Here is a 21,657-nt window from a genome sequence, read left to right on the forward strand (position 1 = left end):
AGCTGTTGTTGAAGGATTGAACAACAAGATCCGTACTGCATTCAAGCGTTCATATGGGTTCAAGGCACAGGAGTACAGGGATACGATCATATATCTGGTGGCAGGAGGATTGAGGTTACCCCCAGAATGTTAAAGAGATCCTTAATTTTTTAATTTTACACAACATAATTAAATACCATCCTGCAATGATCATGTGCAATAGTTTTGCGTGGAACAGATAAAGATGAAAACGTTTGACCAGATGAATTTGAGTAAGGATATTTTGATGGCTATTGAAGATATGAAATATGAGTTTTTAACTGAAATTCAGGAAAGGAGTATTCCAGAAGCTCTGAAGGGAAAAAATCTCATAATAGGTTCCAGAACCGGCAGTGGAAAAACTGCTTCATTTTTAATCCCATTGATAGAAAGAACAGAAAAAAATGACTGGTTTTCCAGCCTTATACTCTCCCCTACGAGGGAACTGGCGAAACAGACAGACTATTTCTGCAACAAACTTGGTAAGTATAAGAATTTGAGAACGGCACTCCTATATGGAGGCAGGCCTGTTGATCAGGATATTGAAAAACTTGGAAAAAAGCCTCACATAATAATAGGAACTCCAGGAAGAATCCTTGATCTGATAAAAAGGGGAAGCCTTGACCTCTCAAAAATAAAAATTGCAGTACTTGATGAGGCAGATACCATGCTTGATATGGGATTTATAGATGACATAGTGGAAATATTTTCTGAGATGCCTTCAGATCGACAAGTTATGATGCTATCTGCGACCATTAATAGGGAGACGGAAAGAATAGCTCACAGAATAATGGATTCGTATGAAAAAATTGCACTCAACAATGGTGATACTGTAAAAGTTGATCACTTCTTTGCAGTAAGCAAGGATAAGCTTGCAACACTTTTTTCATATATCAGGGATGCAGCCCCAAAGAAAGCCATAATATTTGTGAATACAAAAGTTGAGACTGAAAAACTCAGGGAAACACTATACGTCAATGGATTTGATGTATTGAGTTTAAATGGAGATATGACACAGTCTCAAAGAGAGAGAATAATCAGGGACTTCTCAAAAAATGGTGGTTTTCTGGTAGCAACAAATCTTGCATCAAGAGGCCTTGATCTGAAGGACGTGACACATATAATAAATTTTGATCTTCCTGATCAACCGGAAACCTATATACACAGAGTGGGAAGAACTGCAAGAATGGAAAAAACAGGAAAAGCGTTTTCCATAGTTGAAAATGACAGGGCATATGAGATTGCAAATATTGAAAGAAAAACAGGTATAATGGCCAACCTCATTGATGTTCACGATAGTGATTATAGAAAACCAGGAAAAAAATGGAATTACAGAAGATATTCATCAGATAAAAAAATATATAATGAAAGGTAAGCCGCTCAGTCTGCCTGTCATTCATCATTTATCAGGACCTTGAAATATCATCACAGCGACATTTCATAATGTCAATTTTGGATTTATCATTATTCATATAAACAAAATGTTTATAACATGATACAATGGGAATAATATGCCCGTAAATCTTATTAGCACGCCGATGAAAGGCCTGGGGGTTTTTGAAAAAAAGATATTTTCAGATGAGAGGGGTTATTTTTCCGAGGATTACAAAAAGAGCGACATTGTCAGGTCTGGTCTTGACTTTGAAATTGTGCAGGAGAATATTAGCTTTTCAAAGAAAGGTGTGTTGAGAGGACTTCATTTTCAAAAAAAACCATTTGCTCAGGGTAAATACGTTAGATGTATCCAAGGTAGGATATTTGATGTTGCCGTTGATATAAGAAGGGATTCAGAAACTTTTTCCCAGAATTATCATGAAATACTATCACCAGAAAATGGCAAAATATTGTATATGGATGAGGGCTTTGCTCATGGATTTCTTGCACTTGAAGATTCAATTGTTGTGTATGGCTGTACAAGAGAATATAAACCGGAATACGAAGGAGGGATCATCTGGAATGATCCGGATCTGAAAATAGAATGGCCTGAAAAACCAGCTGTAATAAGCAAAAAGGACGCCTCATTCCCAATGCTTAGGGAACTGGAGGTCACTTTTTAATATTAATTTTAATTTTTGTATATAAAATTTTTATCATAATTTTTTTATGATAGGATAAAAACAATATTCAATTAACTATTGTGTCTCCATATTATTGAAATGAAAGTGAAGAACATGAATGAAATTGAAAAAATAAGTGATATAGATCTGTCAAGATGGAAAGATTACGGGGAAATTATCACAGACAGTTTATGGATCGTTGAGAAGAGATCCAAGGAGAATGGACAATCAGGATGGTATTGGGGTAATTTTATACCTCAGATACCTGAGCAGATGATGCTCAGGTACACAAAAAAAGGTGATCTGGTGTTTGATCCTTTTGCTGGAAGTGGAACAACAATTTTGGCGGCCCTAAAACTTGGAAGGGATGCATGCGGAATAGAAATAAATCCCATTACTGCAGAAAAGGCAAAAGAATCAATAAGCAGGGTGATAAAAAAAGTAAATGATGCCCCCATGACATTAATAGAAACAGGGGATTCACTGAAATTGGATTTCAAACTTTTGATTGAAAGATTTGGGAGAAAAAAGGCTGATTTGATGATAATACATCCACCCTACCACGATATAATCAGGTTTTCCAATATTGAAGGTGATCTTTCTGGTTCAAAAACTACTGATGATTTCCTTAAAAAAATGGAGATAATTGGAAAAAAATCCTATGATTCATTAAATCATGGAAGATACACTGCTCTTGTTATTGGGGACAACTATAGAAATGGAAAATGGATACCACTTGGTTTTCTTACGATGGAAAGATTCCTTAGGGCAGGGTATACCCTGAAAAGTATAGTGGTCAAAAACTATGAACAGACTAGGGGAAAGAGGAATCTTGAAAATTTATGGAGATACAGAGCAATGGCAGGCGGTTATTACATATTTAAACATGAATACATATTCATTTTCAGAAAAACATAATTATATTTTCATTTTTCATATGCTGACCAATGAGCGAAACACTTAGATATCTAATTACTGGTGGACTTGGGTTCATAGGTTCTAATATGGCTCAAATCTTGGCTGAGAATAATGAGGTTACAATATTGGATAATTATTCAAATGGAAGCGAAATCAATGTAAAAAAGATTATTGATAATATAAATCTGGTCAAAGGTGACATAACAAGACTGGGTGATTTTGAAAAAATTGGTAAAAATGATGTTGTGATTCACCTTGCTGCAAATTCAGATGTTAGAAAGGGTTCCCTAGATAGGGATTCCGATGTCAATATAAATGTGATTGGGACAAAAAACGTACTTGAATACATGGTAAGAGAGGGTGTTCCAGAAATGATGTTCTCCTCTACATCAACAGTTTACGGGGAGGCAAAACAGATACCAACAGAGGAGAACTATGGACCACTTCTTCCAATATCCCTCTATGGTGCAACCAAACTTGCAGATGAGGGTTTGATATGGGCTTATCATCACTATTTCAATATTAAGGTATCAATATTCAGATTTGCAAACATCATTGGGAGACACTCTACACATGGTGTTATCCATGATTTTATCTCAAAATTAAGGAAGAATAGTAAGGAGCTTGAGATACTTGGTGATGGAAAACAGGAAAAATCATACATGCATGTGGATGATTGCACAGGAGCAATACTTCACATTGGAAATAAAATAAAGGAAGGGGATGTGGTAAACCTTGGAAATGAACAAAGAACTTCCGTTAAGAGGATTGCTGATATCGTTATTGAGTCCATGGGCCTAAATGATGTTAATATTGTTTACAACAAAAAATATGGGGGAAGAGGGTGGCCTGGAGACGTAACAATAGCACAGCTTTCAGTGAAAAAAATGAATTCCTACGGTTGGCACAACAAATATACCAGTGATGAGGCAGTAAAGAAATCAGTTGAAGAGATTCTAAATAATGAGGAATAAACTATCTTACATGTGAGCTGTTTTATTGAAATAAACTCAATCGATACATGATTTAGGTGAAAAAAATGAAAACAATTGAAGGTTGGGTCTATTTCAGTATTGTAGTTGCAATAATACTATTCGGTGCAGGAATGTATTACACCGGATATGTACAGAATGCACCGACTGCTGTTAATTCAAATTCACAGTATAATTTAACTATGGTGATTACAAATCAGAATTACATGTCCTCAGTAAATCATGATCAGCCAGCCTATTTCGTGCTTGAAAACGGAAAGATAATGTCATCAGCTCAGATATATCTTCCAGCAAACTCCCTGATAAAGGTGACAATAATTAACTACGATACCGGTCCGGGAACAGTTCCTTCCCAGTACGCCAAGGTTATGGGTACACTTAACAACACAGAATATGTGATAAATGACACATCCGTTAACAAAAACGGAACATATGGACAGTGGGTGAACACAGTTCCTGAGGCAGATCTTGCACATACATTCACAGTGCCTGGACTTGGACTTAACATAATGGTGCCCTCAGTTTCAACAGTTATAGCATACTTCCACACCGGATCACCTGGTGTTTATCAGTGGCAGTGTCAGGTTAACTGCGGAACTGGGCCAAGTGGATGGGGCGGAGCAATGGCAACCAGTGGATGGATGCAGGGCGAAGTCATAATTCAATAATAATGACTTCATTGAAAATTTTAATCTTATCAATTTTTTTATTTTTCTTATAATTTTTTAAATGATGAATTTGATGCAAAATTCAAAGAAATCAGTTCTCAGGTATTCTATTTTAAATGAAATTTTTCTTTATCTTGTCCATTATATTTGATTAAATCTGTTTCTATGAACCAGGTTTCCAAATTTTATTGCTTAGAAATATGGCATCAGACAGAAATGATTTCCCAATAACAAATATTAAAAGGGGCACAAGACTATAAATCCCCGTCATCCAATTAGGTAAGGATGATAAAAATAATGTGAAATTTATCTTTATGACAATGGATATATGTATTACCTATTGGATTGAAAATATAAAGAGCGTGTACATATAATATATGACATTAATGTGGTGTCATGAAGACTTCTGAACTTTCAGATTCTATTTTTAACTGGATCGATGGATACAAACCCCAGGCAAAGCATGATTTTACATCAAGTGGAATGCCAAACGTTTCTCTTTCTGACATAGATGTAAAAATTGATTCTGAGGAATTTGACAGAATGAGACCAGAAATAGAAACTGTTTTCAGGGAAACAGTGGGTCACCTTTATGACGTGGAGCCTGAAAATGTATATCCGGTTAATGGGGGATCCGAAGCAATATCATTAGCCTCACTGTTTCTTAAAAATAAAACTATAAATGTAAAAATACCTGAATATGAGCCTGTATACAAAACCCCAGAATTTCTTGGCATGAATGTTAAGAAAGTTGAAAAACTTGAAAATATAGAAGGTGAGGCCATTATGTGCTCAAATCCCAACAACCCATCTGGAAACTTGATGTCTGCTGATGAAGTAAACAGCCTCATATCCAAAAAAAATGATGTGTTTATGGATGAGACGTTTCAGGAATTCTCATTCTCAGCCAGACCTCATACCTTATTTTCTGAGGCACCTGAAGCAATCTGTGCAACTACTCTGACAAAATTTTATGGGGCGGGATTTGCAAGGGTTGGTTTCTTCTTTATTTCAAGGGAAAGAATCAGAATGTTGCACGATCTGAAGCTTTTCATCTCTGGTTCAAAAAATTTGCTTTCTTTATACATAGCTGTAAAACTTCTTAACAAAAGGGAAAAAATTGTTGAAAAGAATAAAAAAAGGATATTGAATAACAGAAAACTTGAGGAAAAGTATCTTGAGGGTATTGATCACACGGATCCTGGAAGGACAACATTCACATTTGTTAATGGATTTGATGTGGATTTTGCAGATAGAATAAGAAAAAAATATGGAATTCTTGTAACACCAGGCAAGTATTTTGGTTTGAAAGAGGGTTTCAGGGTATGTTTCACTCAGGAAGAAAGCAAGCTGGAAGAGGATCTTCAGGCACTGGTGCATGCGATCCAATCAGAAGGGAGGAGGTAAAATGGAAAAGAATAATATTCTCAGACAAGGATATCTATAATGATGTTATAAAATTCAGATACATGTCCGATGTTTTCAATGTTGGTGAGGGTGAAACTGTTTATTTTCTAATTGATTCCTCACCAGAGATAACTGATTTTTACATAGGTTCACATAACATTCTTTCACTTCACGTTTTTTCAGAGTTTTTGAGAAGGATATACGATCTAAGTTATGAGGATAAAAGGCCTGAAATTCAGATATTTGAGCAGGAAACATATGTTATAAAAGACAGATCCAGAATGTTCAGGTATTTTCCACAGATGGGAAAGTTTCTTGCTTCATGTGGGGAACTGCTTAACTTTAGAATAGCAATTTCTGTGGGATTAACAGCCTTAAGGAAAGGAAAGCTCCTCTGTTCATACAGGGTAATGAGAGTTGACCCTGTTGGTGACATGGATCTTTTCAGAAAAAGAATGAAGGCATTGTCATATGATATGAAAAAAATTATAGATATGAAGGTTGTCAGGACATCAAACAGAAGAAAATTTTTATTCAAGCCATATGTTTACAAACAATCCCTAATAAATGTGTTCAGGATACCTCAGGATGACGATTTTTCCTGATTTACCCTGTACATTTCCTCTGTGAAGCGTCTTGGAGTGCCAAATGGTGAAAAGGGACGGCCGTTTCCATGATAGAATTTTGAAAAGAATTCAACGTATATGAGTCTAACACCCTGAATTGTTGATTCAACCACTGCAAGGATGAATGTGAAGAGTTGCCCAAGAATTAGAACAATAACCCCAACAACTATCAATACAGGATCTCCAAGTGTGTAAGTGAAGAAGCTGTTTATCAAAAGTGTAAGAACAACAGAGGCAAGTAAAATACCCACTATTCTTGTGTATGATACAACATGACTTATTATGCTGGGAAGCTCAACCAATCCCAGTGGTTTTTCCGCAACCCCTATGATAGCAATTCCCGCCAATATTATAGCAACTTCTATGTCAAATGGAACGCTTGAAAAAGAAAGAGGTGCTCTCCTCAGAAGACCCAGACCTAGTGTTGCAACACCGGTTATAAACATTATCCATCCAACCTTTCCAACTGCATGCCTTATCTCCCCATACAAAGTCTCGTCATATATTCCTATGACAAGACCAAGCAAAACCATGAAGAGACCTATATATCCAGTGATGAGAAGCATTTTAGGAGTGTAGGTCAGAGGATTTATGTAACTGATGCTGTACCCCAGAATATTTGCAGGCAATATTTGAAAACCGAAAAACTCATTGAATATGATACCTGAAATAATTGCAGCTATGCCACCGGGAAGTAATACCTTAGCCAGGCCTTTCAACTGATATGGTGTAAATATTGACAGAACAAATCTGGTTAATTTTTTTGGAAGAGGAAATTTTCCCCCATGATCCACTCTGTGTATTATAAAAAGAGAGAGAAGAATCACTGCTATGCCAAAGCCAAAATCTCCAGTCATAAATCCAAAGAATATTGGGAATACAAATGCTATTATCAGTGTTGGATCAACTTCAGCATTCTCTGGAAGTGAGTAGAATCGTATTATAGACTCAAACATTTTAAGCCTTTTTGGATTTCTCTGAAGTGTTGGTGATTTTTCTTCTGTTTTCAGTATTACCACAATGCAACGGTTGCCCGTTATCCTGTTAAGATCATTAATTAGAATGTCATATCTGGACTTCTGTATCCATCCCTCAGCCACAAATATTGTTTTCGAAGATGGGAATTTAAGTGCTGCTTCAACTTTTTTTGCTTCTATTTCAAGTGCTTCCTTAAGTGCGGCAATCTCACCATAATGCTTATCGGATATCTCGTTGATGAGCGCCGTTATCTCAATTTTCTTCTTCTCAAGATCATCAATTAGTTTTCTGTTCTGCATAATCAGTTCAGATGGTTTACCTGACATCTGCATTATGTAAAATGTCTTCAATCCTGATCTGGAAAGTGACTGGCTGAACGCCTTTTCCTCACCTTTCGGCACTATAATTATTCTTGAATTTTCTGAAATTTTTATTTCTCCAAAAACATTTGGATCAGGATTCTTATAATCACCTTCAATTATGAAAGCCGAAACCGCAGAATTATTAAAATATGATATGTCAGCATCAAGGTTTTTTATTCTCTCCAGAACTTCTAGCTTCTCACCTGCAATTTTCTGTTCGTTCCTAATTTCCGATATCATCTGAGTTGCTATCTTCAGATCTTCATCAATTCTGATGCTCTTTGCCTTTTCCATGAGTTCCTGAAGTGAGTTGAATCTGTACCTCTTGTCAACCTTTCTTTTGAACATCATACCCTCAAGATTTCTCATCCTGTTCATCTGAAGTATGATGTCATCCTTTAACTCCGGCACATAGTAAGCCTTTAGTTCAGATTTTACATCTGAGGAAACCTCCTCCAGCTGTATTATTCTGTAATCATGAAGGAGGGAAAGTACGTTTTCTGTATACTCCTTTGGTGAATATATTCTTATTTTTACAATCCTCTCAGATCTTAGGCCCATCAGTCTCCTCCCAGGTATTCTTTAATATATTTTTCAATAAGTTTTTCAATTTCTTCCTCTTTCATCTTAAATTTTTTCTTGCTGTATTTATCAGTTTCTTCCTTAATGCCAGATGATTTCACAGTTTCCAGTTTCTCCTCTAGATCCTTCACAAAACTTTCGTATTGGGCTTTTAAATTCTCCTCCATTTTAGTAACAGATTCATTCATGTCCTCAATTGCCCTTTCTTTCATATCCCTGCAATTTTCCTTCTCACTGGATATAAGCTTTTCTCCCTCCATCTCCTTCTCTTTTATCTTTTTCAGTATTTCCATATTTCCCATTTCTGTCATATCCTATACACCACATATAGCAAAGAAACTATAATGAGAATTCTCCATAGCATAGAGGTTCTCATCATGAATTTCAATATCTTAATTTTCCTCTCAGATGCTTTCACCCTTTTCTTCCCTTGAAATTATTTTTTTCTTCACCGTCTTCAGCGTTGTGAATGAATCCCGCTCCATCTCATCAAGTCTCATTCTAATATACTTCTGCTGCTGTTCTAGCCTTGGAATCATAACAAATTCTATTGCATTTGACCTTCTCTTTGTTCTGTCAATCTCGTTCAGAAGCCTTCTCATTGCTTTTTCCTTCTCAACAACCTTGATGAGAATTGTGAAAACGTCCTCAAACTTTTCCATTGCATCGTTTATTGATGCAGGTACTGAAATTGCCCTGAATCTTTCATTGAGTACTGCCCGTTCCATCTCAATGTCAAGTTTAGGTATTTTTACACCCATAATGTTTTTTGATGAAACGCTGACCGTTGAGCTGCCTGCCATCATTGAATAGTTCTCAATTTTCATTCTGCCTTCATTTATCTCAGCAGATTTGGCATACTCTATTGCCACGCCCATTTTTGATCTCAGATCCTCCTTTATACCTTTGATTTCTCTTGCAAGATTCATGAACTCCATGATGAGGGCGGATCTTTTCATTTTAAGTAGCTTGTAACCATTCTTGGCAAGCCTTATCCTTCTCTTTATCTGAATTAATTCTATTCTAGTAGGCTTAACGTTCATCTGAGCCAGGTTACATCACTTCCATTTACCATACTTATCTATAAATTCCTTCTTTATCCTTTTCATTTCACTAACGGGAAGTTCTGAAAGAAGATCGTATGCAATATCAAGTGTCTTCTCGATTGGTCTGTCCTCATAAAGACCCTGCTTCACGTATTTTTCCTCAAAATTTTCTGCAAATCTAAGAAACTTTCTGTCGTTCTGGCTCAGTGATTCTTCGCCCACGATTGCGCTCAAAGATCTCAGATCCTTTCCAGATGCATATGCTGAATACAACTGATCTGCCACCCCTCTGTGATCCTCCCTTGTCTTACCTTTGCCTATTCCCTGGTTCATAAGCCTTGACAGGGAAGGAAGAACATCCACAGGTGGATATATACCCTTTCTCTGAAGATCCCTGCTCATGACAATCTGACCCTCGGTGATGTATCCCGTTAGATCAGGAATTGGATTTGTTATATCATCTCCAGGCATTGTAAGAATTGGTAACTGTGTTATTGATCCTTTTTTATTCTTTATTTTACCTGCCCTTTCATATATTGTACTTAAGTCTGTATACATGTATCCAGGGAAGCCCCTTCTTCCTGGAACCTCATCCCTTGCCGATGAAATTTCCCTCAGGGCCTCACAGTAATTTGTCATATCTGTAAGAATTACAAGTACCTGATAGTCCTTCTCATATGCAAGATACTCAGCAGTCGTTAGTGCCACCCTTGGAAGAACTATTCTCTCCATTGATGGGTCCGATGAAAGATTCAGATAAACAGTGGCTCTTGACAGCGCTCCTGTATTCCTGAATTCATTTATAAAAAAGTTCGCTTCCTCACTGGTAATTCCCATTGCACCAAACACCACTGCAAAGCTCTCATCATCCTTCAGTGTCTTAGCCTGCCTTGCTATCTGTGCAGCCAGAATGTTATGAGGCAATCCGGATGCAGAGAATATTGGAAGCTTCTGCCCTCTCACAAGTGTGTTCATACCATCAATTGTTGATATTCCTGTCTGAATAAATTCAGAGGGCTCTTCTCTTGAATATGGATTTATTGCGTCTCCCACAATATCCATTTTTTCTCCTCTGATGCTCTGAACTCCACCATCCCTTGGCTCACCGAGACCATTGAATATCCTTCCCAGTGACTCCTCAGATGCAACTACCTTTGCAGTTTCCCCTGTAAATCTTACTGATGTCCTCTCTGTATCAAGACCCGAAGTTGATCCGAAAATCTGCACAACTGCCATTCCCTTCTCTGTTTCCAGAACCTGGCCAGTCCTAATTACCCCATCCGGATCTTCTATTCTCACAATTTCACCATATGAGGCATCATTCACACCACTCACGAACACAAGTGGTCCGCTTATTCTTTCAATACTTCTGTATGAAGGCTTAATCATTTCATTCACCCCTGAGCCTTTTCATCTCATCCCTTATCATACCAAGTGACTGGTTGAAATAGTTTTCAACATCAACTTCAGGTACTTCCTTGAATCTTGATATCCTACTCTTCGATTCCATCTGCTGCATCTCGTCCATAGTGAGACCTGCTTCCAGTGATTTTTTCACCTCGTTGTGATACTCCATTATAAGTTTCATCATCATCAACTGTTTTTTGGTGGAGCAGTACTGATCTATTTCATCAAAGGCACTCTGCTGCAAAAAATCCTCCCTAATGATTCTGGAAACGTCAAGTATTGACTTTTCTCTATCCTGAAGAGCATCGTAACCAACCAGTTGTACAAGCTCCTGGAGTTCAGCCTCTTTTTGAAGTAGATTCATGAATTCCTGTTGAAGTTGTGGCCACTGTGGATCAACATTTTTAGCAAACCAATCCATCAGATCGTTTGAATAGAGGGAATAACTGTTTAACCAATTAATGGATGGGAAATGCCTTCTTGAGGCAAGGGATGAATCAAGTGCCCAGAATACCCTTGTTACCCTTAATGTATTTTGTGACACAGGTTCTGAAATATCTCCACCGGGAGGGGAAACCGCCCCCACTATTGTTATAGAACCTTCCCTTTCAGGGGTTCCTATGATCTTTGAATTTCCGGATCTTTCATAAAATTCTGACAGTCTCCTTCCCAGATATGCAGGGTATCCTTCCTCACCTGGCATCTCCTCAAGCCTTCCTGATATTTCTCTCAAGGCCTCAGCCCATCTTGATGTGCTGTCAGCCATTAATGCAATTCCATATCCCATATCCCTGTAATATTCTGCTATTGAGATTCCAGTATATATACTGGCCTCTCTGGCTGCAACAGGCATGTTTGATGTGTTTGCTATAAGTATTGTCCTTTCCATAAGTGGCTTCTTTGTCTTTGGGTCCTCTAACTCCGGAAACGTTGTCAGTATTTCCGTCATCTCATTTCCTCTTTCCCCACATCCAACGTAAACCACGATATCACTATCAGCCCACTTGGAAAGCTGATGTTGTACAACCGTTTTTCCTGACCCAAATGGACCTGGAACTGCCACTGTTCCCCCCTTGGCCACGGGGAAAAGGGCATCTATGACTCTTTGACCTGTTATCAATGGTATGTTCGGGCTCATTTTTTCCCTCACACCCCTAATTGAACGGACAGGCCAGGTCTGTTTCATCCTTATCTCACTTATTCCGGATGATGTTTCAACATGACATATTACATCGTTTACTGAGAATTTTCCCTCTTCTATGGATGTTATCTTACCATTGATTCCAAATGGAACCATTATTTTATGCTGTATTATTGAAGTTTCCTGAACAGTTCCTATAATTGAGTTTCCAGAGACCTCATCACCCTTCTTTGCTGTTGGTTTGAATTCCCATTTTTTATTAGGATCTATGGGGTTGGCAGTGTATCCCCTCCTTATGAAATCCCCTGTTTTATCCTTGATTATATCAAGTGGCCTCTGAACACCGTCATATATTGATTTAAGAAGGCCAGGACCAAGTTCAACTGACAGAGGCATTCCTGTTGATTCCACCTTCTCTCCAGGTCTTATTCCACTTGTATCCTCATAAACCTGAATTACTGCCTTATCTCCATCAATCCTTATTATCTCCCCTACCAGCTCAAGCTCTCCAACTCTTACCACATCAAACATTTTTTTATTTTTAATCCCCTCGGCTACAACCACAGGACCTGAAATTCTAACTATCTTTCCCAAACTTTCACCTGCCTATATCTACACCCAAAATTCTCTTTGCCATTTCTTCCACAGATTCTCTGTCTTCAAAACCAGGGAGTGGTATGAACAGAACCAGTGGATCCATTGACGTTTCAAAATGATTAATTGTCTTCACATCCATGTATTCTTTTAACGCCTCAGAAACCATGATTACACTGTATTTTCCAGATTTTTCAAGTTCCTGAAGCACGTTAACTCCGTTTTCACCATAAGCCTCAAAGGCATCCTCTATACCGATGAGCTTGAATCCAAGAGTGAAAAATCTCTCTCCTACAGTTGCAATTTTATCACTCTTACCTACATTATAATTTATGGGCATATTTCATCACACCATAATAAGAGAATTTTCAATTGAAGAGACATCTTTGCCATACTGCTTCCCTGCAAATATCTTTCTCAGATTGTTTCTCTCATTTTCAACCATCTTTATTGAATAGATTATGGCCCCCAGGGAATTTGCCTGTGACCCAATTTTCTCAAGATTGTTTAATAAGGTTTTTCTTTCCATCTCATTCTTGATTTCACCGGGTGTCATTTTACCAATCTTTTCCCCATCAAGCCCAAAATATTTGGAGATAAAATCCTTTATTTCAATTTCCTGACCTGTACCATATATCTCCGAAAGCTTTCTTTCATCTATGTTTCCGCTCTTTATTATCCCAGGCTTCAGAGACTGATAATCAAGATTGAAACGTGAACCCTTAAGAAGGGTCTCCAGATTCTTTATATCAACTTCCTCTTTTATGAAATGTCTCACTGGACCTTCATCACCATTATAGAATTTTATACAATCAATCAGGCGCTGAAAGTATGCAACATCTAGTGCATAAAGCAATATGGAAATATCATTCTCCTTTCTGAATTCGTCCAGATAGTAAAGAAGATAAGATCCATAACCTAGCTTAACAAGAAATTTTGCTATGCCTTCAATATCAAATTCGTTTATCATCATTCTGTACTCTTCTCTGCTTATAAGATTGGTAATTGAACCAACTGGAAAATCGGCCCTGTCAACTATAAATATATCGTTTTCTTTTAACTCTGTACCTAGAAATTTAGAGGTTATAATTGCCTTTATACTCTCAAAATCCCACCTTGAAAGGTATGCTTTCAATGTGTCTCTTGCCGTGGGAGGCGGTGAATCCATTATGTGGACTATTGTTGCAAGCATCTTTTTTGTGGCAGAAAGATCAAGCATATCAAATGAATTGTATCGTGATGAAAGCTCAGAAATATATTTTTCATAGGGTGTACCATTCAATATCCTTATTATATCCGCTACAGACGGAGCTCTTGCTATCTCAATCAACTTCTCCTTTGGAAGCAATTCCATTCTAATTAATCTGGCTTTTGAGGCGCTGCCAGCATAAACCGTATACATCATCAGGACACCATCATCTTTAAAATTTCCATGTTTATGCTTTCTTTGAGATCTCTTAATATTGAGTTTATGGTCATATCGTAGGATATCTTGCCATCTCCACTTTCGCATATAATTCCTGCAAAGTCTCCTGGCATTTTCATAATTTCTACAGTTTCATCAATCTTTTTTACAATGTCAACATCTTTCTCTGAACATTTAACTTTCATTGATTTTTTAAGAAATTTTTTACCAAGGCTCAGTTCTTTTCTAATAATATCCTCATAGCTTTTTGATTCCCTTATTTTTAAAACTATGTTGTTTGCCCTCTTCCAGAATTCTTCCAGTATTCTGTTTTCATACTGCATTTTGATGTTGTTTTGCTCTATCCTTAATTCGTCTTCATAACGTTTTCTCATCATGTTTTCAGTATCTATTCTGATATGCCTGTACTTCTCATTTATGGCCTGCAGCTGAGCCTCTTTGTCCTTCTCGATATTCTTTAAATCCTCCTCACACTCTCTCCTTATCCTTTTTACTTCCTCTTCTGCTTTATCTGAGATGTCTTTAAGAATATCTTCCAACGACATTTGTTCTCACACGACGTTTCTCAGGATAAGAAGAGCAAGTACAAAACCTATAATCCAGAGTGTTTCAGGAAGCACGAAAAGGATCAGAACTTGACCAAACTTCTCAGGTTTTTCAGCGTATATTCCCATTCCTGAGGCTCCTATACCCTGTTGAGCCATTCCTGTACCTATCAAACCTCCAGCTATGATGATACCTGCTGCCAATACTTCATAAGTCATAAATACCAGTGTGTCGGAATATGCTTTATTTATTTAAATTTAATTTATTAGTTTAACATTTGCAGTAAAAGCAAAAACAAGCATTATTTTTTAAAGACCATTTAATAATAGAAAAGACCCATTTAATGTCATCATTAAGTAAGGTGCCCTGCATAATTTTTGATATTATACTAAATTTATGATCCAGAATTCTAAGCATGGAGAATGCTCAAAAACTTTTTATCATCTATATAAAGATTGAATTGAAAAAGATGAAAGATGCAATAGGATGTTGATAATGAGAATTTTAATTTTTATATGTTAAAAATTTATTTTAGTTAATTTATTTATTATTATCATTTAATTTTGTATTCAATATATTCTTCGCTCTGAATTTATTTTACAATATAGTTTTAAAGATTCAAATTTTCATTTCGAAAAAAGATAACTCCGATGTTAATAAATTAGAAACAATATAACGTGTTAAAAAAACTTTTAATTCGTCCATAAGCATTAATTGTTATGAAGCTTACTGCAGTAGAAAAGGCGTTCAACCTCATAACTGGAGAGATTAAAAGACAAGGAGAATATGTCTGGGCATCTCCCCATACAATCCACATGCATGACGTACTTGGCCCCCTTGTGAAGAAGATTATAAAAGAGCAAAATATAGATACACTGAAATTCAGGGGGAGAAAGATAGTGGTAATTGACCATATCTATCCTCCAAAGGATCCTGAAAGCGCAAATAACATAATTTCTATGAAGAACTTTGCTGAGGAGTATGGCTTTGAGATATTTGGAAATGGTGACGGTATAGAGCACACTCTACTTATTGAAAATGGAGTCATAGGTAAGGATGAGATCGTTGCTGGAACAGATTCGCATACAGTAACAGCTGGTGCAGCAGGATCATTTGGAATCGGCCTGGGTTCCACTGACATGGCTTTCCTTTTGATCCATGGAAAAACATGGTTCAGGATTCCGGAAACAATGAGGGTCCATCTTTCGGGAAAGCCTGGTAAGTATACAGAGGGAAAGGACATAATTCTGGAAATATTAAAAAGAATAGGAACTTCAGGAGCAAACTACATGTCAATGGAATTTGTTTCAGATAATGATATATCTTTGGATGACAGACTTTCAATAGCAAACATGACAGTTGAGGCTGGAGCAAAAACATGCATTTTTCCTCAGTCTGAAGTTTATGAAAGTGATGAAGATGCCATATTCAAAAAAGAAATGGAGATAGATGTGAATCAGATTGAACCTGTGGTATCAGTACCATATTCCCCTGGAAATGTTAAATCCCTCAGTGAGGTAAGAGGAACAAAGATTGATAAGGTATATATTGGAAACTGTTCAAATGGAACATTATCAGATATGAGAAGAGTTTATGAAATTCTCAAAGGCAATCATGTTAAAAAAAATATAGAAATGACAATTGTCCCTGCAACACGTTCTATATATCTGGAATCGCTTAAAAGAGGTTACATTGAAACTTTCATTGAGGCTGGAGCAACCGTCCTTCCACCTAATTGTGGAGCATGTGCTGGTTTGCACATGGGTGTGCTTGGAAAAGGCCAGGTATGCATAGCAAACATAAACAGAAATTTCCGTGGAAGGATGGGCGATCCCAATAGTCAGGTATACATTTCCAACACTAGGGTTGCGGCAATGTCAGCAGTTTTGGGAGAAATTCCGGGTGATGTTGATGAATAGTGGTAAGGCAATTGTACTTGGGGATGATATTGACACAGATGTGATTGCTCCTGGCCCTTATCTTCATATGGGAATTGAGGAAATATTAAGGCATTCCTTTGAAGCCATCTCAAAGGACTTTTACAAAAAAGTATCTCCTGGAGATGTGCTGTTTGCAGGTGAAAATTTTGGATGCGGCTCATCCCGAGAACAGGCTGTCATCGTGATCAAGGAAATGGGTATCGGTGCCATAGTTGCCAAAAGCTATTCAAGACTTTTTTTCAGAAATGCAATAAATAATGGACTTTACGTCCTTGAATCCAATCAGATTGAAGAGGTTAAGGATGGCCATGTTATAAGGTATTCTTTTGAAGATCAAATCATGGTTTTTGATGAAAACTTGAAAAAGAATCTGAATGTGAAAAAAATTGACGGTCCTCCTCTTGAGATCCTCAGGGCCGGAGGACTTTTAAATTTTGGAAAAATAAAAAAATTTTAATTTCTTTATGCTGCAATCTGTTCCACATATTTTCTTGTGCTTTTTGGGCCTAACAGTATTAGTGTCAGTGAAACTATTACAACGAGTATCCATACAAATGTGAATATTCCAACTGCATTCTTTCCTCCTATGAAGGCAGCTATAAAGAGCACAAGGATAGTGGTTGAAATCCTACTGATTGAATAGACAAAACCAGCGGCTGTTGTCCTCAGTCTTGTTGGGAATATTTCTGCATTGTACTGGTGCAGGAAGTTAGAGAAGTTCCATAGCATGAATGCCGTAAGGAAACCGAATATGACCACTTCATCCAGTCCATGAATGATTGCAAACATTGTGCCGAAAACACCGCCAAGAATTGCAAACAATATTATACCCCATTTTCTCTCCACTCTGTCTATTATGAATATATTGAACACACTTCCGAAGAAGAACCCACTGAATATTACTGCAGCAAGACCAAGAGGATCACTTGATGGAAAAGCAACGCTTACAAGACCAGGGGCAAATGTTGCAAATCCATAAAATATTCCGGATTGGAAGAACATGAATATGGCCATCATGATTGTGGTTTTTCTCACATCTGGTGCGAATATATCCTTGAATTTTCCCTCTTTCTCAACAACATCGATGTTTTCTGGTATTGGTGGAAGCTCTTTCATTCCAGTTTCTCTCTTCACCTCCTCCTCTATTTTGTCCATCATCTGAGAGGCTTCCTTTATTTTCCCATGGGTTGCCAGCCATCTTGGGGACTCTTTTAACCTGAACCTTATCACCCATACTGCCAATCCCACAGCGCCCATGAACCACAGCGGAATTCTGAAGGAATAGTATCCAAGACCACGTGTTAATGATGTTATGTACAGAATGAGTGGAGCTGATGTGACTGCTATTGTGTAAATCAATGCCAGCCATGCACCTCTTGTATTTTTATTGAAAACCTCTGTTCCGTAACTGTCAACTAGAGGAAATTCTCCACCGACTCCAATACCACCTACGAATACAAAAAATGCCACCAGTGGCCAAGAATCCATAAAACCTGCAATTATCATTCCCAGACCAAAGATCAGCTGGTTATACAAGAAAACAGCTCTTCTTCCCCTTGTATCTGCCAATCTGCCAAAGAAAATAGAACCCACAAACTCTCCAACGAAGAAGAAGGCAGGTATGGAATAATGAGCAAGAAACGATGAGGATGAGATGCCAAAATAGGCAGCTACAAGACCCAGAATCGCTCCATTCCCAAGCAGCATTAAACTTTCCGCCCACTCTCCGCTAGTAAGCATAAGAGCAAATTTCAGATGGAATCTGCTCCTAGGCAATCTCTCAAGCCTGCCAACTATTTTCTCGGCCTCTGGATCGACCGAATTATTGGTTGCCATAGAGTGTGATGATCCCTTATATATATTAAGGGACAATCTAATCTGTTAGATATAAAAGTGACGAATAAATTTAGAATTGCATGTAAAATTTTACAAATGTTTATTTTATATAGGATACCAATTATAAAAAATTTTATTTCCAAATCTAACAGGTTAAATTGAAATTTATAAATGTTGAAAAAATCACGATTTATGGATTTCTCAGTGTGTGATGACACTGTAAGAGAAGGACTCCAAACTCCTGGCATTTCTTTTTCAATTGAGGAAAAGATTAAGATTGCAAGGATTATCGGGAATTCTGGAGTGAAGAGGGCACTTGTTTCATACCCTTCAGCACATATAAGTGAAATTGAAACAACCAAAAACATTCTAAAAAATAATATTTTCAGAGAGACTTTTGCACTGGGAAGGGCCATAAAAAAGGATGTGGACATAATAGGTGAAACCGGTGCCAATATTTCCTTGCACCTTCCTTTTGATCTGAAGAATCTTCAGGAATCATATGAAGCCATAAATTATGCAAGAAAATATGGAAAATTAATAGAGGTTGCAGTTGTTGATGTGGTAAATCACACAGTGGAAGAGATAGAGAAGATCGTAGATAATGTTGTGAAGAGTGGTGCGGACATTGTACAATTACCAGATACAACAGGTTCAGGCACACCTGACAAAATAAGAAATGTTTTCAGAAGAATCAGATCAAATTATGATTTAAAACTTGAAACACACTGCCACAATGATCATGGTATGAGCATTGCAAATACAATTGCGGCTCTTGAAGAGGGTGCTGATTTTGCAGACTGTACTGTTTTTGGAATTGGGGAGAGGAATGGCATTGCAGATCTGCTTTCCATTTCAAGATATGCGAAATCAATGGGTATCAAAACTGGCATAAATGAAGAGAAACTCCTCGATGCTTATGAAAATATACTGAACCTCATTTTGAAAAAAATAGGACCTGACTTTTTTTTGAAAAATTTTCCAAACTTCGGTGATAATGTTAAAACCAACACAGCGGGAACACATGTTTCATATTCAGATGTATTTTCAGGAAAGGAATTTTCAGTGAATGTATACACTGGAAGATCGGTTATTTCAAAAATACTTAAGATGAATGGAATGGAACTTTCAGAGGATTCACTTAAAAAACTTGTTGACAACATAAAGGATATTTCTTCCCAGACAGGTAAATGTCTCAAAACTGATGAGATAGTGAAACTGGCAGGTGAATTTATTGAGAATAATTGAAATTGGACATATTGTAGCGGGCCCAACTGCAGGTCTGATTCTTTCTGAACTTGGTCATGAAGTAATAAAGATAGAAAAACCCGGCACAGGTGACATTGCGAGAAGCCTTACAGGTACAAGCAAGGGAACGTTTCCATTTTTTAACACTAATAAGAAGAGTATTACACTGGATCTATCAAATGAAAATGGGAGAGATATATTTCTAGAATTGCTGAAAACTTCAGATGTCCTCATAGATAATCTTGGCCACGGTTCACTTGAGAAGCTTGGCCTATCTTACGAAATTTTGAAGGAAGCAAACAGAAAACTCATATACCTAAAGATAGAAGGTTATGGAGAAGGACCACTGGAGAGCAGAAAATCACTTGATTATCCCATAGAGGTTCACAGCGGAGTGGCCTATATGAATGGTCTTAATGGCAGGCCAATGAGGCTGGGAGCCTCAATCATAGATATGAATGCAGCAATGTTTGGAGTCATAGGGGTAATGAATGCAATCATTGAAAGAGAGAAAACAGGCGAGGGTAAAAGAATAGTTGTGGGATTGTTTGAAACCTCACTTTTTCTTATGGGACAGCATATCAACACGTATGGGATTACAGGTGAGGATCTTAAGCCAATAAATGAAATGGGTTTTGCCTGGGGGATATATGATTTTTTCAGCACAAAAGATGAAAAAAGGGTTTTCATTGCTGTCACCACAGACGCACAATGGAATAAATTCAGAAAGGCAATGTCATTAAATCTGGATGATGAACAAAAGTATGAAACAAACAGAAAAAGGTATGAACACCGCGATGAACTAATCAAAATTGTTCAGGATGCAGTAATTAAAATGAATCTGATTGAATTATCTGAAATTCTTGACAGGGAGAACATAGTATTTTCCGTTATGAAAAAGCCCTGGGAGGCTATTGAAGAGGAACAGATGATGGGAAAGTACTTTCTGCAGAACTTCGAGGGTAAAAAATTGAAGACCCCTGCGATACCCATTGGAGGCAAATTTTTGTGTAACCCACCATCCCTTGGGGAGCATACAACAGGCTTACTGAAATCAATGGGATTTTCCGCTGAGAAAATACAAAAACTGAAAGAACAAAATATAATTTGAATTTATTAAAATAAAAATTATTAGTGTGTATTGTTTATCATGATCATGTATTTTACCACATGCTATGTGAATAGCAAATGTGGAGTTGCCAGGATGTCAGAATATATAGAGAAGCCAATATTTGTAATGCTGGCAAATAATGTTGAAAAGAGGAACAACCTAGTAGTTGGAATATCGGAAACAAATATTAAAAAATTTGAATATTCATACAATGATTTTATGTGGATGAAATCAACCAGTGAGGGGAAATTCACAGTTTCCCTCATGTTAAAGAAGGGACATGGAATTGTAAGAGGAATTGTGGAAAACATGTCATTTTTAATTTACCCTGTATTAATAAATGATGGTAGAGAAAAGGTAAATTTCATAAGCATTGATAAGGAAGACGCAGAGAATGCCCTGAGAGCAATAGAGATGAGAAATTCGGTGGATTATTGCGATATTAGGAGAATTGAAAAAGGAAAGGGTATTGAAAGCATACTTTTTCATCATGGTATAGATAGGGGACTTACTGAAACACAGAAATTGATACTGAGGGAAGCCTACAGGAGGGGTTATTATAGCTGGCCCAGAAAGATAGAGCTTGAGGAACTGGCAAACACTTTTAGGATTAAAAAGCCAACTGCCCTCTATCATCTGAGAAAAGGTGAGAAAAAAATTCTGGATTCTTTTTTTGGTACAGATGACTTATCTTCCTGAATATTTAACAAATGATCACAAAAGATTATTTTATTTAGAATCAATTGAGTTCTGA

The 21,657-nt window shown here is 37.2% G+C and carries 22 protein-coding genes and 1 pseudogene; 13 read left to right on the forward strand and 10 right to left on the reverse strand.

What is annotated here, in order from left to right; translation table 11 throughout:
- The 8 genes and pseudogenes from ACNF4Z_RS02465 to ACNF4Z_RS02500 all read left to right on the forward strand — a co-directional run.
- A pseudogene (locus tag ACNF4Z_RS02465) lies at positions 1–133 on the forward strand (ISL3 family transposase); the annotation flags it as partial.
- Positions 134–223: 90 nt separating this feature from the next.
- A complete protein-coding gene (locus ACNF4Z_RS02470; protein WP_458327661.1) occupies positions 224–1,393 on the forward strand; it encodes a DEAD/DEAH box helicase in 1,170 nt (389 codons plus the stop codon).
- Between the two features lie 136 nt (positions 1,394–1,529).
- Positions 1,530–2,075, forward strand: a complete 546-nt coding sequence (gene rfbC / locus ACNF4Z_RS02475; protein ID WP_458327662.1) for a dTDP-4-dehydrorhamnose 3,5-epimerase — start codon at positions 1,530–1,532, stop codon at positions 2,073–2,075.
- Positions 2,076–2,189: 114 nt separating this feature from the next.
- On the forward strand, positions 2,190–2,993 hold the full coding sequence (locus tag ACNF4Z_RS02480) for a DNA methyltransferase (protein WP_458327663.1): 804 nt from the start codon (positions 2,190–2,192) through the stop codon (positions 2,991–2,993).
- A 29-nt stretch (positions 2,994–3,022) separates the two neighbouring features.
- Positions 3,023–3,967: an NAD-dependent epimerase/dehydratase family protein gene (locus ACNF4Z_RS02485; protein ID WP_458327664.1), complete on the forward strand. Its 945-nt coding sequence runs from the start codon at positions 3,023–3,025 to the stop codon at positions 3,965–3,967.
- A 65-nt stretch (positions 3,968–4,032) separates the two neighbouring features.
- Positions 4,033–4,653: a hypothetical protein gene (locus tag ACNF4Z_RS02490; RefSeq protein ID WP_458327665.1), complete on the forward strand. Its 621-nt coding sequence runs from the start codon at positions 4,033–4,035 to the stop codon at positions 4,651–4,653.
- 396 nt (positions 4,654–5,049) lie between these two features.
- Positions 5,050–6,060 (forward strand): pyridoxal phosphate-dependent aminotransferase, encoded by a 1,011-nt coding sequence (locus tag ACNF4Z_RS02495; RefSeq protein ID WP_458327666.1) that lies wholly within the window; start codon positions 5,050–5,052, stop codon positions 6,058–6,060.
- On the forward strand, positions 5,979–6,665 hold the full coding sequence (locus ACNF4Z_RS02500; protein WP_458327667.1) for a hypothetical protein: 687 nt from the start codon (positions 5,979–5,981) through the stop codon (positions 6,663–6,665). The genes ACNF4Z_RS02495 and ACNF4Z_RS02500 overlap by 82 nt, the downstream gene beginning before the upstream one ends.
- On the opposite strand, the gene ACNF4Z_RS02505 is transcribed toward ACNF4Z_RS02500, so the two are convergent.
- The 9 genes from ACNF4Z_RS02505 to ACNF4Z_RS02545 form a co-directional block, all read right to left on the reverse strand.
- On the reverse strand, positions 6,644–8,587 hold the full coding sequence (locus ACNF4Z_RS02505; protein WP_458327668.1) for a V-type ATP synthase subunit I: 1,944 nt from the start codon (positions 8,585–8,587) through the stop codon (positions 6,644–6,646). The two genes, ACNF4Z_RS02500 and ACNF4Z_RS02505, sit on opposite strands and share 22 nt — an antisense overlap.
- Positions 8,587–8,919 carry a hypothetical protein gene (locus ACNF4Z_RS02510; protein WP_458327669.1) on the reverse strand — a complete coding sequence of 111 codons (333 nt, stop codon included), beginning with the start codon at positions 8,917–8,919 and terminating at the stop codon, positions 8,587–8,589. Before ACNF4Z_RS02510 ends, ACNF4Z_RS02505 begins: the two co-directional genes overlap by 1 nt.
- A 93-nt stretch (positions 8,920–9,012) precedes the next feature.
- Positions 9,013–9,651, reverse strand: coding sequence for a V-type ATP synthase subunit D (locus ACNF4Z_RS02515; protein ID WP_458327670.1), 639 nt, complete (start codon positions 9,649–9,651; stop codon positions 9,013–9,015).
- A gap of 15 nt (positions 9,652–9,666) precedes the next feature.
- Positions 9,667–11,043, reverse strand: coding sequence for a V-type ATP synthase subunit B (locus tag ACNF4Z_RS02520; protein WP_458327671.1), 1,377 nt, complete (start codon positions 11,041–11,043; stop codon positions 9,667–9,669).
- A gap of 1 nt (position 11,044) precedes the next feature.
- The gene (locus tag ACNF4Z_RS02525) at positions 11,045–12,796 is read right to left on the reverse strand and encodes a V-type ATP synthase subunit A (protein ID WP_458327672.1); all 1,752 of its coding nucleotides are present in this window, start codon (positions 12,794–12,796) and stop codon (positions 11,045–11,047) included.
- Between the two features lie 4 nt (positions 12,797–12,800).
- Positions 12,801–13,136, reverse strand: coding sequence for a V-type ATP synthase subunit F (locus tag ACNF4Z_RS02530; RefSeq protein WP_458327673.1), 336 nt, complete (start codon positions 13,134–13,136; stop codon positions 12,801–12,803).
- Between the two features lie 6 nt (positions 13,137–13,142).
- Entirely contained in the window at positions 13,143–14,201 is a 1,059-nt protein-coding gene (locus ACNF4Z_RS02535; RefSeq protein ID WP_458327674.1) for a V-type ATPase subunit, read from the reverse strand.
- Complete coding sequence (locus tag ACNF4Z_RS02540; RefSeq protein WP_458327675.1) at positions 14,201–14,767, reverse strand: hypothetical protein; 567 nt, start codon at positions 14,765–14,767, stop codon at positions 14,201–14,203. Before ACNF4Z_RS02540 ends, ACNF4Z_RS02535 begins: the two co-directional genes overlap by 1 nt.
- Positions 14,768–14,773: 6 nt before the next feature.
- Complete coding sequence (locus ACNF4Z_RS02545) at positions 14,774–14,986, reverse strand: ATPase (protein WP_458327676.1); 213 nt, start codon at positions 14,984–14,986, stop codon at positions 14,774–14,776.
- Between the two features lie 501 nt (positions 14,987–15,487).
- Here ACNF4Z_RS02545 and ACNF4Z_RS02550 point away from each other — a divergent pair.
- Both ACNF4Z_RS02550 and ACNF4Z_RS02555 read left to right on the forward strand, forming a co-directional pair.
- Positions 15,488–16,687, forward strand: coding sequence for an aconitase/3-isopropylmalate dehydratase large subunit family protein (locus tag ACNF4Z_RS02550; protein ID WP_458327677.1), 1,200 nt, complete (start codon positions 15,488–15,490; stop codon positions 16,685–16,687).
- A complete protein-coding gene (locus ACNF4Z_RS02555; RefSeq protein WP_458327678.1) occupies positions 16,680–17,165 on the forward strand; it encodes a LeuD/DmdB family oxidoreductase small subunit in 486 nt (161 codons plus the stop codon). The genes ACNF4Z_RS02550 and ACNF4Z_RS02555 overlap by 8 nt, the downstream gene beginning before the upstream one ends.
- 5 nt (positions 17,166–17,170) lie before the next feature.
- On the opposite strand, the gene ACNF4Z_RS02560 is transcribed toward ACNF4Z_RS02555, so the two are convergent.
- Positions 17,171–18,544 carry an MFS transporter gene (locus ACNF4Z_RS02560; RefSeq protein WP_458327679.1) on the reverse strand — a complete coding sequence of 458 codons (1,374 nt, stop codon included), beginning with the start codon at positions 18,542–18,544 and terminating at the stop codon, positions 17,171–17,173.
- Between the two features lie 192 nt (positions 18,545–18,736).
- Between ACNF4Z_RS02560 and ACNF4Z_RS02565 the strand changes: the two genes are divergently transcribed.
- From ACNF4Z_RS02565 to ACNF4Z_RS02575, 3 genes are all read left to right on the forward strand, one after another.
- Positions 18,737–19,792, forward strand: coding sequence for a hypothetical protein (locus ACNF4Z_RS02565; protein ID WP_458327680.1), 1,056 nt, complete (start codon positions 18,737–18,739; stop codon positions 19,790–19,792).
- Complete coding sequence (locus tag ACNF4Z_RS02570; RefSeq protein ID WP_458327681.1) at positions 19,779–20,903, forward strand: CaiB/BaiF CoA transferase family protein; 1,125 nt, start codon at positions 19,779–19,781, stop codon at positions 20,901–20,903. The genes ACNF4Z_RS02565 and ACNF4Z_RS02570 overlap by 14 nt, the downstream gene beginning before the upstream one ends.
- Before the next feature lie 93 nt (positions 20,904–20,996).
- Positions 20,997–21,602: a helix-turn-helix domain-containing protein gene (locus ACNF4Z_RS02575; protein ID WP_458327682.1), complete on the forward strand. Its 606-nt coding sequence runs from the start codon at positions 20,997–20,999 to the stop codon at positions 21,600–21,602.
- The last annotated feature ends 55 nt before the right edge of the window (positions 21,603–21,657 follow it).

Origin of the sequence: Caldiplasma sukawensis, assembly GCF_052315375.1 — an archaeon.
Classification (GTDB): domain Archaea; phylum Thermoplasmatota; class Thermoplasmata; order Thermoplasmatales; family Thermoplasmataceae; genus Cuniculiplasma.